Here is a 17727-nt window from a genome sequence, read left to right as displayed (position 1 = left end):
GGAAGTTCGGGGCAATTTTTACTGATAACAATTTGAATCTGTGTAGTTGTTCTAACAAATTAGGGGGAAATTATATTGTCAACAATAAACAACATAAAAAGTATCTTAGAAACGCAAAAAGAAACCCTTGAAAAGCTTCATAACGAAGTCCGAATATTATCCAACAGTGATATGGCCAAGGAAAATGCTGAGATGAAGGTACAGATTAAATCCTTGAACGAAACACTTGCCAGTGCTAAAAGTAAGCTGACGGAGGTTTCTCAAGAAAATAAAGGGTTAAAAAACGCATTATATCAGCAAATCTATAATGAAAAAATGTCTATTCTTAATATGTCCTCAAGAAAATTGGATATTTATTTTAAATCCACGTGTGAGGTGGAGCTCAATCGGCTTTCTCAGTTTGAATCCGATTCAAAAAAGAAAATTAACAATGTGGCAGAAATTCTCAAAGAAAACAGAGTAGATACCACCGATGAAATCTATGCAAAACTGGATGAACTGAAAAGGCTGCTGGATATCAAGGTTACGGAAATCAAAGAAAAGTATGCTAAAGAAAAGGGGGCATACTCGTATAAAAATAAAGAAGAGTACGAGCGTTTAAAGGCAGAGCAAATCACGGATGAACAGATTGTAGCTTCCGTTAAAAAGAGTAATTGGGAAGCGTTTATAGGCCAGAATATTATCAATAAAGTAGGAATCTTCTTGGTAATTATAGGTGTCATAGCGGCATCACAGGTTACCTATTTTAAATTGCCTGATATGTTAAAATGTATTCTTATTTTTGTTTTGGGCGGGGGGATGTTGGTTGCCGGAGAATTTCTCAATCGTAAAAAGCCAAATATTTTTTCCATGGGCATCTCCGCAGGGGGAGTTGCCATTCTTTATGTGGGAATGTCCGTCAGCTATTTTATGTATGGAATTTTAGCCATGTATCCCGCCATTATTTTGTGTATATTGATTACTTCAGTATCCTTCCTACTATCTAAGCGGTATGATTCGGCTACCATTGCGGCCTTTTCCTTAGTGGGTGGATATTTGCCTATTTTCTCAGTGACCGGAGGAGTTTCGCTTATTTGGGGAGCTATGGTTTATTTCATCATCTTAAACCTGCTCATGCTGTCGCTATCATTTCACCGAAAATGGACGGCATGCTATTTTATAGGATTGGTACTAAACAGCTTGGGAACGTTTTATTTAATTTTAAACATTTCAATCCGTGCGGACAATCCGGTGAATGGTATCATTACCATCCTATACATAGTTTTTGCTTTTGGTATCTACACAGCCATTCCGGTGATATCAAGTTATACTCAACAACTAAAATTTAAAAAGTCGGATATTGTTTTGATGGCGATAAACACCTTATTAAGTAGTGTTATCATGTATTTCACGTTCTATGTGTTTAATTTTGAAGACTATAACGGTGTACTTGCTGTTATTTTTGCCCTTATCTATCTATTTGTCGGAACTTTTGTTGAGAAAAAGCTTGCTGAAGAGAAAAAAGCTGCAGCATTGTTTTATTTAACTGGATTTACTTTTGTGGTTCTCCTTGTGCCGATTCAATTCGGCAAGGTATGGTTATCCCTTGGTTGGCTGGCAGAAGGAATCGCGCTGGTTATTTATGGCATTCTAAATGATTTAAAATCCTTTAAAAAAGGGGGATTCATTATCGGTGCATTTTGCTTGGCTGCATTTATGGTCTTTGATACATCAAATTTCTGGGATAGTATGTTTGCTTATAAATATTTTGCCATTACAGCAGGGAGTCTTCTGGTTTTAGGTGCATATATACATAAGAGAGCCTTATCAAGCCGATTTGAAACCATCTATAAATATGCTTCATTAGTGAATACCTGGATTTTTTGCCTCTATATCATTTATATAAAATTATCAGAAAGTATAAGTACCCAGTTTTTTAATGAGTATTATTTAACTGGCATGCTTGCTATCGTTGTATCTTTTGCCATGGCTTTCATCCTGCCAAGAATCAAGATATTGTCTGACCAAGGTGTAAAAATCATTTCAATTGTTATTACTTTTTTTAGTATTATTTGGCTGCTGTCCATAAATGCGTTAAGTGAGCCGATAAAAATGGTGGGGAACCTATCCATCAACCAATACGCTTTGCTTGCTGCTGTTATTGCTGCAACAGGAATCTGCTCCTTAGTATCCCTTTATGATATGGTGAAATCTACTATTATAGACAGGAAATTAAGTATAGAATGGCTGCCGTTGATTGTCTCCGGATATTTCGTCATTCTTCTCACACAGAACCTTACGGTTCAATTTCATTTGAGCTTCACCAATATGTTTATAAGCATTATTTATGCGGTAACAGCATTTGTGTGGATTGTATTGGGATTTATAAAACGTTTTACTTTGATACGAAAGTTCGGGTTGGGATTATCCATCTTTTCGGTGGTCAAATTATTTATGCTAGACCTTTCTGATTTAACGGAAAGTAACCGAATTGTTTCCTATTTTGCCCTTGGCATATCTTTAATCGCTATTTCTTTCGTTTATCAATATTTCAGCAAACGGCTTGAAATCAAAGGGGGTATTGTTGATAATGAGTAAGAAAATAGTACTGTTTACCCTTATGCTGGGGATGATAATCCAAAGTACTGTCGTGGCCAACGCTGGCACGGCAACGATAGAAAACAAAGGTGAGCACTCCTATAAATCAGTTAGACTCTTACCGACCATCTATCATTCAGCCAATACGGATTTGTCTGATCTTCGGATTAAAAATGATAAAGGGGAAGAGGTACCATATTTTATTAACACAGGATATCAGAAAGAGCAGAGCGAAAGCCATCAATATGATATGGAACTGATTAATTCCTTCTTAAAGAACAAGGAGTTTTATTTTGATTATAAACTTAAAACTGCATTGGATAGTGATGTCATCGCTACTTCCATTGTTGCAGAGAGCAACAATATCAACTTTGCAAAGAGCGTGGAAATCTACGGAAGTTATGATAACAAGAACTGGCAGAAAATAAAGGATGATACCCTTTACTGTGTGGATAATCATATAAAAACAACTATTTCTTTTGCGGAACCACAAAAGTATACATATTATCGTTTTAAATTATCAAATAATGTAGAACAGATTTCTTTCGGGCGAGTGTATTTAGAATACAATGAAACTCAAACTAAAACCGATTATTTTTTAAAAGAAATCAACCCTGATTATAGGGTTCATGAACAGGGGAGTAATACAGAGATTACTGTTAAAGGGCTTAAAAATTTAAAGCTGGCCGAAATCATCATCATATCTGACAGTATGTTTAAAAGAATGCTGGTGACCCCGTTGGGATCAAAAGAGATTTATCATTTAACTTTTGGAAGTGAAACATATCAAGATACTACAATTCCCATGGATTGGCAGATTTCCACGGAAGAGAATTTTGTGGTAATGATTCAAAACAACGATGATGCTCCCATCAAGATTGATGATATCATCGTTCGTTATTATGCAGACGAGCTTATTTTTGATGGCAGCAACAGTGATTCTTTTACCTTGGAATATGGTGCTTCGAAAGATAAAACCGCACCGGAATATGATATCGCTAATTATAAGGATTTGGCTTTAAAACAGGATATGGATGCTTTAGCATTCACCACAATTGCAACTGATGAAAAAGCTGAAAAAGCTATTGACTACAAATGGATTTTCAATGTAGTGATTGTAGTTATCGGGGTACTGCTGGGTGCGATTATCTTATCAAATGTAAAGAAAACAAAGTCATAAAGATGATGATTGGCTCATCAATTTAAGTAATCATTCTATGCACGAAAATCTTAACTCTATCATAAAATAATAGGATTAAATATTGATTGGGATGGGGAGGTTTAAAATGGATTTTAAGCAGAGTAAAACATATCAGAACCTGAAGAATGCATATGATGGGGAAAGGAAGGCTAGTACAAAATACGCTATCTATGGATCAAAAGCCAGAGAGGATGGTTATGAACAAATCGGTAACATATTTGATGAGACATCAAGTAACGAACGTGAACATGCGGAAATATGGTTAAAGCAATTAAATGGTGGCGAAATTCCTTCAACATTAGATAATCTTAAGGAATCAATTACAGGTGAAAACTATGAATGGACCACTATGTATCGAGAATTTGCTGAGACTGCTCGTAAAGAAGGGTTTAATCAAATTGCAGAACTATTTGATGGCGTAGCATCTATAGAATACAATCATGATAACCGATTTAAGCAATTAATATATAATATAGAAAACGACCAAGTTTTTTGCAAAGAACAAAGCATGGTCTGGGTTTGTTTAAACTGTGGTAATCTTTATTGGGATGAATGTGCGCCTGAATTTTGTCCTGTCTGTGGATATCCTCAGGCATTCTATCAACTAAATTGCAATAACTATTAGGACGATAGGAATTGTCCTAGGTTCATAAAAAATCTCCTATACTGTATATAAGCAAGGAAACAAAAAATATCAAGCATAAGAGTAAAGCATAGAAATTAAAAATTATATCTACAAAAATCTGTTCATAATTGAGCAGATTTTTTATTTGAAAGAGATTAGATTGAATTTAGTACTTTTTTTTATAAAAGCATGCATAAAAAAGTACAAAATAATCGGCAAAAAAATTTTCAGTTATTAAATAGTATGTGCTGACATTCTCTATTGTCAAATGAATTAAATGTTGTTAATTGGTTTCAGAGTATGGATGTTGAAATTTAAACATCCATATTTTTTTATGTGTTTCAATTAACACAAATTAGTTCGATTTTTTTGAATTAATTTTAGTTAACAGATGTTTTTAAGAAGATAAAAAATAGTTTTAGTGATGAAAAATTACAAGTTAATGAAATACCTAAACTAAAAGCCATTATAGAAGATTTATATAGCTCTAATAAAAAGGTTATTTTTACAATGGGTAAAGGTGGTGTTGGTAAAACAACAATAGCAGCTGCTATTGCTTTAGGTTTGGCCGATAAAGGTGCAAAAGTACATCTTACAACTACTGATCCTGCAACTCATTTGAAATTTGTTTTGGACGAAAGCTATGGTATTACAATAAGTAATATAGATGAGAAAAAAGAACTAAAAAAGTATAAAGAAGAAGTTTTATCAAAGGCTGGAGAGACAATGAGTGAAGAAGATCTTGAATATGTGAAAGAAGACCTAAGATCTCCTTGTACACAAGAAATTGCAGTTTTTAGAGCTTTTGCACAAATAGTTGAGAAATCAGAAAATGAAATTGTTGTTATAGATACCGCGCCAACAGTTCATACTTTGTTATTATTAGACTCTACTGAAAGTTATAATAGAGAGATACAGCGTTCCCAAGGAGATATCCCTGAATCCGTCAAGAAACTTCTGCCAAAGCTCAGAAATGAAAAGGAGACAGAGGTGGTTATTGTAACTCTAGCAGAAACAACACCAGTTTATGAAGCAAAAAGACTAGAAGAAGACTTAAAACGTGCAGGTATAAAGAGTAAGTGGTGGGTTATTAATTCAAGCCTATTAGCCACTAATACTACTAATGATATTCTAAAAGCTAAAGCAAGTAATGAAATAATCTGGATAAATAAAGTGAACGAAATCTCTAATGGAAATTTTGCAGTAGTACAGTGGAGAAACGAAGAAATTAAAGGTAAGAAGCTTTTAGATTTATTAAAATAAATAATGACTTTATAATTTATAAAAAATAGTGAGGAAGGTAGCCTAAATGGCTACTTTTTTCGATATTAAACAGAATTGATATATATTAAAACTAGCTTATTGCTTTAAAGATATATATATCAAATATTTTTGATATATATATTGACATAGTAAAATAGTAGAGTTATACTCTATACATCAAATAATTTTGATGTATAGATAAAAACTATTTGATGTGTGTTCTAGACTTCAAATACTTATCCTAAGGAGGGTTTTGTAATGCAAAAAATAGGTTACCCAGTATTAAATTATAACAGTAAAATGTCACAAGAAAGGGGTGATACAAGTGTTCTCAGCAATTAATTGGATAGTTAATATCTTAAGCTACATAGTTACTGCGTTTCTAAGACTGATTTTAGGGCTGTTCAGTATGAGTGATTCATTCTTAGACTCGGAACGCTATATTGAATCCATCAAATTCTTCTTCACTGATACGATTGTAATATTCTTGATGATCATTGCGATAACATTCATTGTATCAATTATACGAAGCTTTTTCCCTCCGGAAAGAACAAGAAAACTTTTAGGGGAGCAAGGAAAAGCCAGGGGATTTATCGGCAATGTTGCTGCCGCCCTACTAGGTATTGTAACCCCCTTCTGCTCTTGCTCGGCTGTTCCTGTCTTTATTGGGTTTATTGGAGCAGGAATACCCTTGGGAGTAACATTCTCATTCCTTATTTCCTCACCAATGGTAAATGAGGTAGCGGTTACTATGCTTTGGGCTTTGTTTGGCTGGAAGATAGCGTTATTATACATGGCAACCGGTTTAACTGTAGCGATTATTGCAGGAGCCATTATTGGTAAATTGAACATGGAAAAATATCTTGAGGAAGATGTATGCGGCATTACTTTAGGTGATGTTGAGATAGTAAAGCCTTCATGGAAACAGCGGATTACAGATGCATGGATTTATGATTTGGATTTGGTAAAAAAAATATGGCCATATATTATTATTGGATTGATCATTGGAGCAGCTATACATGGTTGGGCTCCAGGTGACTGGCTCGCTAATTATGCAGGAAGAAGCAATCCTTTCGCAGTTCCAATTGCCGTTCTTCTTGGAATACCACTCTATTCCAATGCGGCAGGCACTCTTCCTATTGTTAGTGAACTCACAAAGTTAGGAGTTCCCATTGGTACAGCGCTGGCATTTATGATGGCGGTAACGGCTTTAAGCCTCCCTGAAATGATCATTCTCCGTAAAGTTTTAAAACCAAAACTGCTAGCTGTATTTATTGGAATAATGGCAGTCACGATTACATTTGTAGGTTATTTGTTTAATTTTGTTCTTGCTTAATCGAATAGTGCTTTGAATAAAAAAATTTACTCAAAATATCTGTGTTATACAGGTTTTGAAATATATTAATAGGAAAGGGTTGATAAGAAAATGAATATCAAAGTCTTAGTATCATGCTGTTCTGACTACGGTCTAAAGGAGGCAACCGAGGAGGTCATTAAAGAATTAGGCATAGACGCAACTGTTGAAAAGGTAAGCGATATGCAAAGGATAATGGAATATGGAGTTATGAAGGCTCCGGCCGTTGTTATTAATGAAAAAGTAAAGGCCATGGGCAGAGTCCCAAGTAAGGCTGAAATAAAGGAATACATTCAGGATGAACTGAATGCTTAAGTTTAATCATTAATAAACTGAACATAAGAGGGCAGGGAAAATCTGCATAGATTGAGAGGTTGTAAGGGTTTTATCTTTACACCTCTTTTTCGTTTGAACATGTTTTTATACATTGACAGCAATACCATATTACTTATATAATAAAATATATCAAGAAAAATTGATGTATGGAGGTGGTAAAAATAGATACGCAATTTTCGAATTATACAAGTTGCTTTAAAGCATTGTCCGATGAACTAAGGTTTAATATCCTTTTTTATCTTTATGAAAGTGAAGAAAAATGTGTATGCAGTCTAACTGAATACTTTAAAACATCACAATCGGCGCTTTCATATCATTTAAAAATACTTGCAGACAATGGGCTGCTGATAAAACGACAAGAAGCAGTTTGGAATTTTTACGCTTTAAATAAAGAACATTTTATATTTCCTATCTTAGAAAAGGCTTTTAAAAATCAATCCGAATTATCTACTGTTGATGGATTAAATATGGATGATTTTAATCAATAACTTGGACAAGTTTAATTTTGTTTGAAAAATTAAAGACAGCTGGATGATGTATTTGTTTCGTAACTTATATATACGACAAATAGGGGGAATACCCTTTACTTTTAAGAAGTTTATATTAAAAAGAACAAAATAAGAAAATTTATATTGCAAGTTGTGAATCTAAAAATTAAATCATAACTTTAAAATAATCCTTTACTAAACAAGAATTTTACAAAAAGCCGAGAAGTAATCTATCAACGGATTAACTTCTCGGCTTTTTTCACTTACTTGTGTCAAATGAATTAAATGTTGTTAATTCATTTCAGAGTATACTAGATTTGTTACTCGTTGTTTAGCTTTATGATAATATATTGCAATTTGCTATTTTTGAGGTATTATAAAATTATAAGATGTTTTGTGTGTTAAAAAGAAAGGAAATTGAAATGAGCAGAAAAAGGAATTCGATTTTAGCGGTAATTATCTCAATTGCCCTAACTTGTTCTAGTTTTGGACTAGCATTTGGTCACTCAGGAAGGACAGATTCCAGCGGTGGTCATCATGACTATAATAATGTATCAGGGTTAGGATATTATCATTATCATCATGGTATGGGGCCACACCTACATCCTAACGGAATCTGTCCATATGCTACAACTTCTGTCAGCAAGTCTAGTAATTCAACGGCTATAATAAAAGCTGCTCAACAAAAACTTAAAGATTTAGGTTATTATACTTCATCAGTCGATGGAAGTTTTGGAACAAAATCTAAAGATGCATTGAAAGCGTTTCAGAAAGATTATGGACTAGATATAGATGGTAAACTTGGGCCTAAAAGCAAAGCAGCATTAGGAATTGAGTAATACAATAAAAGTGTAGAATCAATTTCACGGATATATAGCTAAAAATAAAGCAAGAAACAAAAATTTGTTCATTTTAAACATTTATTAACAACATTTAATTCATAACAGTATATATTAACGAAAATTAGTTCACTTGACATCTAATAACTGAAAGTTTTAGTACTAAACTCAAATTGCCTTACAATAGTGTAATTGCAAGGATACTCGGGTTTAGTACTTTTTTTATTTAGTCGTACTTTATCATAAATTTGAGGATAGAATTTAGTACTTTTTTATATAGTTAACTTATTTATTATTGCTTAAAAAGAATTAGGGAAGTTGCGATAATTTTGGTGCTGCTATACCATTAATTAAAGTTTCAATATTTGTTTATCATTTGTTTTTGTTTGATATGTTTTTTAACTACAATAATATGCTTTATTCTGGAAACAAAAGAATTAATATTGGATTCTTCTATAGTTTCCACTATTTTAGTAAGGTCTTCACTATCTATAAGTCTAGTTTTAAAGGATGTAATAGTATCTAATAATTTATCAGAAGTTACAACTATATCAGTATCTTTGATAGAAAGGTTTAATTTAATCTTATTAACAAAAACGATAATAGGTATTACTTCATTATTTAAATTAAATAATTGCTTTATTAATTGTGAATGACAATAATTTTGGCGAAGCGGATTATATAACTCTAAATTATTTAAGGTCCACATTTCATCAAAACAATCTCCAAACAAAGTTCCATGCCAATTTTTGATTTCTATAACAAATATACCGTATTCAGAAATAATTATTGAATCGATGTTTGTTATAGAACATTTACTATATCTATTTCGTAATAATATACAATTTATAACTTTGTATTTATCTGAAGGTAGTTTATTTAATAACCAAGCAATTTGTTTTTCTCCTAGCCATCCTTTAAATGTTTTAGATAATTGACTTTGCATTTATAACAGACTCCTTAACCAATTATTTCTTAAAGAATATTGATTTATTATTCCTTACATAATTAATTATTTTGTATTTATAAAAATTATTACTAAATAATAAGGTACAACGTTCATTAATTTAGGAACTAAGAAGAGTATTGTTTATATATCAATATATCCTAATATATAACTATCAGATCATGATTGGAAAAGAAGGGAAAAGATATGAACTGAAATATATTGTGGCAGGGAGCTCTATAAGATGTAATATCCTAAATTCAAGACTTTATCAGAATGAGAGTAGACAATAAAATTATTGGACAAAGGGGATGAAAGTACTGTTTTAAAAATATGTGATTTATAATTATGTATTTTTAAACAGTATTTTTTATTTATCAAGGGATATAAAAATTATATTCAACGTCGAAATGTGTCGAAAAAGGGGAAAGAACAAAAACCCAAAAAGTAGAAAAAAAGAAGTATACTTATAATAAGGAAGAATTTTGAAATGGATATAAAATTTGAGCAGTTAATAACTGAAATGTACACATTTGGTTGGGTATGGTTCGGGTTATAGCAATAATGCGAAACTCAATAAGAAATTGGTGGTGAAAATGGAAAAAATAATAGTTGATTTACAAAATTGCTTTGGAATCCAAGAAATGCATCATGAATTTGATTTTCATGGAGATAATGTAATCGCTATATATGCAAAAAATGGATTGATGAAGACCTCTTTTGCTAAAACATTCCAAAAGATACAGGTCAACAAGACTGATGATGTTTGTGATGCTATTTTTGGAGATGTTGGATGTATGATGATCAAAATTGATGGAAGAGACATAACAAGTGATGACGTGTTTGTTATCAAATCATTTGAAAGCTCTTATGAATCGGATGTTACTTCCCTACTGGTAAAAGATACTGTAAAAGAGCGGTTAAGTGATGTTCTTAAAGCTCGTGACAAACTACTGAAGGTACTTGAGAAGTTATCAGGATTAAAAATAAAGAAAACAACTGGCGGCAAGACAATTTATGAGCTTGAGGCAGCGATTATTGAGGATTTTGGATTTGAAGAAACCAGTATTTTATTAAATCTTGACGCACTATCAAATGCCGAAAGAGCACTACATTGCGGAAGCATTGCTTATTCGACCATTTTTGACCCCACTGTCCTGAAAAAAATACAATTACAGAATTTTCAGGAACAAATCCAGGCTTTCATTACAAGCAGTGATCGTGTTTATGAATCGTTTGGCTACTTGGAGAAGGGACAGCTAACACTCCCAAAACTGAAAGACATTCGCAAATCCTTGGAAAAGGATTGCTTCTTTGTGCGCAGTAATCAACTGGTGCTTGCAGGGACAGATGTTATTGGCGATATGGATGCTCTTGGAGGAAAAATCACTGAGATTGAAACGGCTATCCGTCAAGTCCCAGAGTTGCAGATAATTGAAACTTTACTAAGTGATGCTAAAGGGATGTCCTTGAAGGACGCAATAGAGACACATCCTGAAATTGTTGAGTTTCTAGCACTTGATCAGCTACCGGTGCTCCGGAAGTCATTGTGGCTTTCTTATATCAACGACAATCAGAGACTATTTGATGATGTTTGTGAGAAATATCGTGCTCTTTCTGATGAAATAGATGCTGTTTCTATGGATGATACACCGTGGAATCAGGCACTCGATATTTTCAAAAAACGATTTTCGGTTCCCTATACAATGGAAATTGCTAACCTAAAGGGTTCTATCATCGGAGAAAGCATCCCAAGAGTTAAGTTTTCGTTCAATAAGGGAGACCGAACAATATGCATTGATCGTGGAAAGCTAGACGAACTGGATACACTAAGTCAAGGTGAAAAGAGAGCACTTTATTTGTTGAACATTATATTTGATATTGAGCAAATTAGGGAATCTGGACAAGAAAAACTACTTATCTTTGATGATATAGCCGATTCGTTCGACTACAAGAATAAATACGCTATCATTGAGTACTTATATGAACTTGCACAGGAAGATCAGTTTTACTTATTGGTTCTATCCCACAATTTTGATTTTTATCGGACTGTCTCAAACCGACTAAATCTGAAACGGGATAATAAGCTGACAGCAAATACGGACGGAACAACCATTACAATTAATCAGGAGCATTATCAAGATAAGCCGTTTAAGTGGTGGAAAGAACATCCAAACACCAAGAATGTATTGGCTTTAATTCCGTTTGTAAGAAACCTTGTAGAGTTTGGAGTAGACCGTAATATTTCTCAAACCGGTAAGGACTTCCTATTTTTAACCTCACTGCTTCATGAAAAAACAACTTCGCATTCAATTACTTTTGGGCAGATATTGCCTTTATACCAAGCTTATGATGGTGTAACTGCTTTTCAGCCAGAAGTACAGTTAACAGATTCTGTATTGGATTCACTATATACCATTTGTGATGCACTCACCATTGCAGATACATTGCTTGAAAACAAAATTGTTCTTGCAATGGGGATACGACATAAAGCGGAAGAATATATGATGAATCAAATCAATCAATTCCAAGGGCAAATTTCTTGGAGGGCCAACCACCAGGATCATTTTGGAACGAGTTTGGAGTTTTTAGCAGCGATAGCTGGCATGACCAATCAGACCAGAGAGTTGCTGAATGGGTATAAACAATTTGGAACAGCCGATTCACTTACTGTTCTTAATGAGGTCAGCATCATGACACCCGAAAATATTCATTTAAATTCCTTTATGTACGAGCCGCTTTTGGATATGGATATAGTGGAACTTTTAGATTTGTACATCAGAATAAAAAGTCTGTAAAAAAGGGGATGACTATATGGATAAAATACCAATGGAATCGGTTGATATGAACGCTCAGAACATAGAAAAATTGCAGTGCAGTTTTTGAACTGCGTGGTAGAGACTGTAGATAAAAATGGCCAACCAAAGCAAGCAAATAACTATAGCAAAATTCCCATTATATTTATGTTGGACAAAGCTTACAATCGAAATAATGTGCAATTCGGGTTGTATGAAAATTTTAAGCTGATGTCAGAAATGGTTATAATAAGGAGTGAATAGATAATTATGTGTGATAAAGATATTATATTAAGCTATTCTGAATTTTCAAAAGATACAACCTCATATGGGATTAATAGTGGTAATAAAAGAAATGAAATATTCTACGAAAAAATTGGATGGTGCCCTTTTTGTAATAGACAAGCAATGCAACAAGTGAGTATGTCAGAAAATTACAAAACTAATTTTGGACCTATGCGTGAATTAATTGAACAAGTATGGCAATGTACTTGCGGATGGTGGCAAATTTATTATTATAGCCATTTAGACGATGGGGATTCATGGAAAGATTGGGAAATATATGTTTATAATGCTCAACTAAAAAAATTCAATATAGGGGCTCGTCAAGTGCCAATTAAAATATTACGAGACTATTTAGAAAGCCATTATGATAGAATTTGTGATATAAACGATAAAAAGATGGAAGAATTAGTGGCTGCTGTTTTTAGAGAGCATTATTCATGTGAAGTGATTGAAGTCGGGAAATCTCATGACGGTGGTGTCGACCTTTTATTAGTTAATTCAGACTGTCCCACTATTATACAAGTCAAAAGGAGGAGAACATCGGCTAAGACTGAAAGCGTTAAAGAAATTAGAGATTTATTGGGTGCAACAATGCTATTTGGGAGTAGCAAATGTATTTTTGTGACAACGGCTGATCATTTTTCACCAGATGCTATAAATTCTCGGAATATAGCAATTAGTAAAAAAATTGTGGATTCATTCGAGTTATATGATTACAACAGTTTTTTTGACTTAGTTCAATTACATAAAAATGAAACTATAGCCCCATGGGTTCAACTATTAAGGTTCGAGCAAGATTTAAAATGTAAAGTTCAACTTTAACTGAAAATGAAAGAAATCTAAATTGTGAGAAATGTAATTATTAGGCATAGTTTTTAATCAGATTTTAAACTTCCCATTATGTTTAATCACAGGACAAGATGTAAATTAAAAAAAGAACATTTAGCTGAACATCAAGGCCAAAGTATTTAGCTATCTTATTGAAATTAAGGAGGAAAATTTTGAAGAGAAGAATGATTTTTTTTAATGGCGGCTGGATGTCGTCTTATGATGGTATTGGAACAGATGAAATTATTCATGGTGGCGCGTACATAGATAAACATGGTTTTGGTGGTGAAGTATACAATTTTAGAGATAGTAATGGAATGAATTATGGGTATGTTATGACCAAAAGTGGTAAGCTTGCCTTAAAACGTATCAATTTGGAACAGGAATTTGATAGTGATGTCATTAAAAACGTGGTATGTGTTTTTGTCGCTAGGCACCCATTAGGAGGACGTAGAATAGTAGGTTGGTATGAGAATGCTAATGTTCATTCTAACTATCAATTTTATTCTGGAGACGATCGTGTAATCATGACTAACCAAGAAGATTGGCCCTTTGGCTCTAAACAAGTGGGATACTTCACATTAGCAGAAAATAGCAATGTTGTTCTATTGACCGAAGATGAAAGACTTGCTACACCAGAAATACCATCAGGAAAGGGTGGCTTTGGACAATCCAATGTTTGGTATGCTGATTCAGATATTGGAATAGAGTTTAGGTATAAGGTAGCCGAATATATTTCAAAATATAGAAAACAAAAATTAGAAGTTAAAGTTTCTGAACAAAAAAGATATACCAAAAGCCAGGTAGATTTGGTAGAAAAAAGAAAGGTTGAGGAGGTAGCAATCAAACGGACAAGAGAGTATTTTGAAGCGCTTGATTATGTATGTAAATCTGTAGAATCAGAGAATACTGGATGGGATTTAGAATTTACGAATGGGAGTATTAAGCTTCTTGTTGAGGTAAAAGGCTTGTCACAGTCATATATCTCTGTGATGTTGTCACGTAACGAATATCAGAAGATGTGCGAAAACCTAGAATATTATCGATTAGCTGTCGTAACGAATTGCCTTGACCAAAAAGAAAAGCCCACGATAAATATTTTCTCTTTTATAAATGAGAAGAATGGATGGTTTGATCAATATAACAATCAACTTAATATCCAGGAAATTGTGGCTGCTCGTTGTGAATCAAGGTGATTACAAAAATAAAAGGGTTCAAGTTAATAAAGATAAAAAGAGCTTACATTGGAATTTTAGGGGGATAAAGATGCAAGATATCATTAAGATTATTGGCGTAGATTGTGCAACCGATGCTAGAAAAGTGGGTTTAGCAATGGGAGTATATTATAATCGTGATATTTCATTGTTGGAGACAAAATTTGGTTCAAACGGTAATTCAATTGCTGAAATAATTATGGATTGGATACAGTTAGATGATAAAGTCGTTCTTGCTATTGACGCTCCGCTTGGATGGCCGGAAGACTTAGGGGATTCTCTTAATCACCATTTAGCGGGACAAACATTATACATAGACTCCAATTTATTGTTCCGTCGTGAAACAGATCGATTTATTAAGGAAAAATTGGGAAAACAGCCACTTGATGTTGGAGCTGATCGTATTGCAAGAACTGCATACGCTGCATTAAAGATTATCGGTGAGTTACAGCTAACCATGAAAAATAAGATTGAGATGGCATGGAATCCAGAAAAGGTAAATACAATTTCTGTAATTGAAGTATATCCAGCAGCAACTTTGCAATCCTATGGAATTCGGAGTGGTAGATATAAGGAAAAGGGTCAGAGCGATGCGAGAGAAGAAATTTTAAGAGATTTGGCAAAGGTTATGAAAATTGAGTGTGATTTGCAACATATGATACAAAGTGCAGATGTTTTAGATAGTGCAGTTTGTTTACTTGCAGCAAAGGATTTTTTAGATGGTAATGTCTATTTTCCAAGTGATTTTAAGAAAGCTAAAAAAGAGAGCTGGATTTGGGTAAAGAAGTAAATTTATACTCCCCATTATGTTTAATGCTAGCAATAGGTGATTAAATGAAAAAATATAATATTTCAAAATATAATCCTAAGTTTAAAGATAATCAAGGAAGATATTTAAGAGAAGATTGGACAGCTATATCAGATATAGATAAAGTCTATAATGGAAAGATATTTTCTGCTGAAGATTACTTAAAAATGGAGGATAATTACATTAAAGCTATATATATAATTTTAAACTTTCATAACCTTAAAACTCTCAAAGTTAAAGATGTTAAAAAAAGTTTTTCACAGGAAAAATTTCTAAAGTTGATTGACAAACAGAAAATAGTATATAGCCAACATTTATTGAATTTTTATAATAAGATAGAATCTGTGGAAAATTTAGAATATCAAGACATAGATTTATTTTGCAGACTTCTTTTAAGAGAAGATATTGGGGCAAAGCTATTTTATCCAAGAAAGTTAAAGATATTTATTTGCTATGATTATTTACTTGGAATTCATAGCAGTAGTTCTATTGAAAAAGTGATACCAGAAATAACTGATTTAGGATTATTTGTAGAAGAATTTTCCGATTAGCAACTTTATCATTTTTAACTTGAAATGAACATAATGACTAATAATTTGAATTTCCCATTATGTTTATCATGGACAAGTTAGAAATTACAATAATGACAAGTTAAATTACAAGAGCACGAGGAGAGAAGTATATGGGAAATGACCCAAAAGAATATGAATTTACTAACATCAGAGATTTTATAATATTCCTTAACTTATTAATTGAAATAACTATTAAACACTTAAGAAAATATGAAATGTATTTTAATGAACTAGAGATGTATACACTTTCTAAGTTTGATGAAAAATCAGTAAAGTTAATTTGTTCAGAAGAATTTGACCTAGAAATGTTTATTGAAAAAAAGGGGCTTTTATTAGATTCTATGAAAATAGATTATTGGGAATTGAAATCGTTAGAAGATAAATTGGATACACCTAAGAATTTGCTGCTGAATGCTTTTGCAGACAAAACTTCTAAAGGGGTATCATATTGGAGATTCAGAAATGAATGTGACAAGAAAGCAAAAAAAGACAATAAATTCTACGTAACTTTAACTGAATTTGATGAAAATATTCGAGCAATATTTAATAATTTAAGTAGTATAAGAAATTACGAGCATCATTTGACAGATGCTAAATTTATTGAGTGGAGAAAATATAGAGAAAACCAACTAGTAAACTGGGGTATCAGCAAATATGTATGGCCTTCTGAAAATATTGAAGTAGTCTTTTCTGAGAATGTTAGTATAGGTTATTTATTGAGTACGTACCTATCATCAAAAAAACTCATAGGTGATTTTAAAAAATTATTGCAATATATGAAAAAAGATTATTCAAAGCTAATAGGAAAAAGTATGACTATTTCTAAAACAATGAATCATGGGGAAACGTTAACAATCAATGACGCCAAAATATCAATTAATGGTATAAAGCGTCATTTTGGTAAGATGTGTTAGGATTACATGGACTGTAGAAGGCAATGAATTGATAGAGATTAATAATGATATACTATTGAGTGAAATTGACATAACACAATCAATTAATAGAAATTTCTGATGCTTAACCATTTTAAGTATTATATTTATAATTTGATAAGCGATAATAGCATACATAGTTCTCATTATGAGATGAATTATATCATTTTATTAGTGAGAGGCAGATATTCAAATGGAAAATAAGGGAGTTAGTTTTCAAATCCCAAGTGAATACGGGAATTATCTTTCGTGTTTATTAGAGCCTCTGCCATATAGCGACTATCAATGGTTAATTGATTATGCTGAGATACATCTATTACATGATAACGAATTTATTAATCAGCCTTTGTTTAATGATAATCTATTAACTGGAAATGAATTATATAATATTGCAAAAGGCAATAGGTATTATATGATTTTTGTTACATTGATAGCTTTTAACAAAGGTGAGACTATTCAACGCATAACGAATTACAAAGAATTCATAGAGAGTGACTGCAAAATATTTCTTACAGTATATGATTGCACTGGTGTCATTATTTTGAGTAAAGATATTCAATTAATATCAATGATGTACAGTTATGCTCAATCAAAAGGATACGAAGATGTAAATTATATTAGTGAAAAAGAATTAATTGAAGGAATCTGCAGATTGTCATAATCT

Annotated in this window: 16 protein-coding genes; 15 read left to right on the top strand and 1 reads right to left on the bottom strand. The window is 32.6% G+C overall.

Annotated elements, in window-relative coordinates:
- The first annotated feature begins 75 nt into the window (after positions 1 to 75).
- The 8 genes from RTW14_RS08280 (at position 76) to RTW14_RS18665 (ending at position 8683) form a co-directional block, all read left to right on the top strand.
- The gene (locus RTW14_RS08280) at positions 76 to 2577 is read left to right on the top strand and encodes a DUF2339 domain-containing protein (protein ID WP_312649348.1); all 2502 of its coding nucleotides are present in this window, start codon (positions 76 to 78) and stop codon (positions 2575 to 2577) included.
- On the top strand, positions 2570 to 3757 hold the full coding sequence (locus RTW14_RS08275) for a hypothetical protein (protein WP_312649340.1): 1188 nt from the start codon (positions 2570 to 2572) through the stop codon (positions 3755 to 3757). The genes RTW14_RS08280 and RTW14_RS08275 overlap by 8 nt, the downstream gene beginning before the upstream one ends.
- A gap of 106 nt (positions 3758 to 3863) precedes the next feature.
- Complete coding sequence (locus RTW14_RS08270) at positions 3864 to 4403, top strand: rubrerythrin family protein (RefSeq protein WP_312649338.1); 540 nt, start codon at positions 3864 to 3866, stop codon at positions 4401 to 4403.
- 405 nt (positions 4404 to 4808) lie between these two features.
- On the top strand, positions 4809 to 5666 hold the full coding sequence (locus RTW14_RS08265; RefSeq protein ID WP_331654426.1) for an ArsA-related P-loop ATPase: 858 nt from the start codon (positions 4809 to 4811) through the stop codon (positions 5664 to 5666).
- A 325-nt stretch (positions 5667 to 5991) separates the two neighbouring features.
- Positions 5992 to 7002 carry a permease gene (locus RTW14_RS08260; protein WP_312649335.1) on the top strand — a complete coding sequence of 337 codons (1011 nt, stop codon included), beginning with the start codon at positions 5992 to 5994 and terminating at the stop codon, positions 7000 to 7002.
- A 90-nt stretch (positions 7003 to 7092) separates the two neighbouring features.
- Entirely contained in the window at positions 7093 to 7335 is a 243-nt protein-coding gene (locus tag RTW14_RS08255; protein ID WP_312649332.1) for a thioredoxin family protein, read from the top strand.
- A gap of 167 nt (positions 7336 to 7502) precedes the next feature.
- Positions 7503 to 7844 carry an ArsR/SmtB family transcription factor gene (locus RTW14_RS08250; protein ID WP_312649330.1) on the top strand — a complete coding sequence of 114 codons (342 nt, stop codon included), beginning with the start codon at positions 7503 to 7505 and terminating at the stop codon, positions 7842 to 7844.
- A gap of 422 nt (positions 7845 to 8266) precedes the next feature.
- Positions 8267 to 8683 carry a peptidoglycan-binding protein gene (locus RTW14_RS18665; protein WP_331654420.1) on the top strand — a complete coding sequence of 139 codons (417 nt, stop codon included), beginning with the start codon at positions 8267 to 8269 and terminating at the stop codon, positions 8681 to 8683.
- Between the two features lie 358 nt (positions 8684 to 9041).
- Here the strand turns inward: RTW14_RS18665 and RTW14_RS08235 are convergent, their stop codons facing one another.
- Positions 9042 to 9629 (bottom strand): nuclease-related domain-containing protein, encoded by a 588-nt coding sequence (locus tag RTW14_RS08235; protein WP_312649327.1) that lies wholly within the window; start codon positions 9627 to 9629, stop codon positions 9042 to 9044.
- Between the two features lie 596 nt (positions 9630 to 10225).
- On the opposite strand from RTW14_RS08235, the gene RTW14_RS08230 reads away from it, so the two are divergent.
- From RTW14_RS08230 to RTW14_RS08200, 7 genes are all read left to right on the top strand, one after another.
- Positions 10226 to 12427 (top strand): AAA family ATPase, encoded by a 2202-nt coding sequence (locus RTW14_RS08230; RefSeq protein WP_312649320.1) that lies wholly within the window; start codon positions 10226 to 10228, stop codon positions 12425 to 12427.
- A 267-nt stretch (positions 12428 to 12694) separates the two neighbouring features.
- Entirely contained in the window at positions 12695 to 13531 is an 837-nt protein-coding gene (locus RTW14_RS08225; RefSeq protein ID WP_312649318.1) for a restriction endonuclease, read from the top strand.
- Positions 13532 to 13710: 179 nt separating this feature from the next.
- Positions 13711 to 14733: a protein NO VEIN domain-containing protein gene (locus RTW14_RS08220; RefSeq protein WP_312649315.1), complete on the top strand. Its 1023-nt coding sequence runs from the start codon at positions 13711 to 13713 to the stop codon at positions 14731 to 14733.
- 70 nt (positions 14734 to 14803) lie between these two features.
- Positions 14804 to 15541, top strand: a complete 738-nt coding sequence (locus tag RTW14_RS08215; protein WP_312649313.1) for a DUF429 domain-containing protein — start codon at positions 14804 to 14806, stop codon at positions 15539 to 15541.
- A 44-nt stretch (positions 15542 to 15585) separates the two neighbouring features.
- A complete protein-coding gene (locus tag RTW14_RS08210) occupies positions 15586 to 16110 on the top strand; it encodes a hypothetical protein (protein WP_312649311.1) in 525 nt (174 codons plus the stop codon).
- Positions 16111 to 16241: 131 nt separating this feature from the next.
- Positions 16242 to 17045, top strand: coding sequence for a hypothetical protein (locus tag RTW14_RS08205; protein WP_312649309.1), 804 nt, complete (start codon positions 16242 to 16244; stop codon positions 17043 to 17045).
- A 211-nt stretch (positions 17046 to 17256) separates the two neighbouring features.
- Positions 17257 to 17724, top strand: coding sequence for a DUF2691 family protein (locus tag RTW14_RS08200; protein ID WP_312649307.1), 468 nt, complete (start codon positions 17257 to 17259; stop codon positions 17722 to 17724).
- Positions 17725 to 17727: the final 3 nt, after the last annotated feature.

Origin of the sequence: Aminipila sp. (assembly GCF_032051575.1) — a bacterium.
GTDB lineage: Bacteria > Bacillota > Clostridia > Peptostreptococcales > Anaerovoracaceae > Aminipila.
This window is presented reverse-complemented; position numbering and strand designations above follow the sequence as displayed.

Coding starts and splice junctions, on each gene's coding strand:
- RTW14_RS18665 (WP_331654420.1), top strand. CDS start 8,267: ATGAGCAGAAAAAGGAATTCGATTTTAGCGGTAATTATCTCAATTGCC.
- RTW14_RS08250 (WP_312649330.1), top strand. CDS start 7,503: ATGGAGGTGGTAAAAATAGATACGCAATTTTCGAATTATACAAGTTGC.
- RTW14_RS08200 (WP_312649307.1), top strand. CDS start 17,257: ATGGAAAATAAGGGAGTTAGTTTTCAAATCCCAAGTGAATACGGGAAT.
- RTW14_RS08270 (WP_312649338.1), top strand. CDS start 3,864: ATGGATTTTAAGCAGAGTAAAACATATCAGAACCTGAAGAATGCATAT.
- RTW14_RS08205 (WP_312649309.1), top strand. CDS start 16,242: ATGGGAAATGACCCAAAAGAATATGAATTTACTAACATCAGAGATTTT.
- RTW14_RS08275 (WP_312649340.1), top strand. CDS start 2,570: ATGAGTAAGAAAATAGTACTGTTTACCCTTATGCTGGGGATGATAATC.
- RTW14_RS08235 (WP_312649327.1), bottom strand. CDS start 9,629: ATGCAAAGTCAATTATCTAAAACATTTAAAGGATGGCTAGGAGAAAAA.
- RTW14_RS08210 (WP_312649311.1), top strand. CDS start 15,586: ATGAAAAAATATAATATTTCAAAATATAATCCTAAGTTTAAAGATAAT.
- RTW14_RS08225 (WP_312649318.1), top strand. CDS start 12,695: ATGTGTGATAAAGATATTATATTAAGCTATTCTGAATTTTCAAAAGAT.
- RTW14_RS08230 (WP_312649320.1), top strand. CDS start 10,226: ATGGAAAAAATAATAGTTGATTTACAAAATTGCTTTGGAATCCAAGAA.
- RTW14_RS08255 (WP_312649332.1), top strand. CDS start 7,093: ATGAATATCAAAGTCTTAGTATCATGCTGTTCTGACTACGGTCTAAAG.
- RTW14_RS08215 (WP_312649313.1), top strand. CDS start 14,804: ATGCAAGATATCATTAAGATTATTGGCGTAGATTGTGCAACCGATGCT.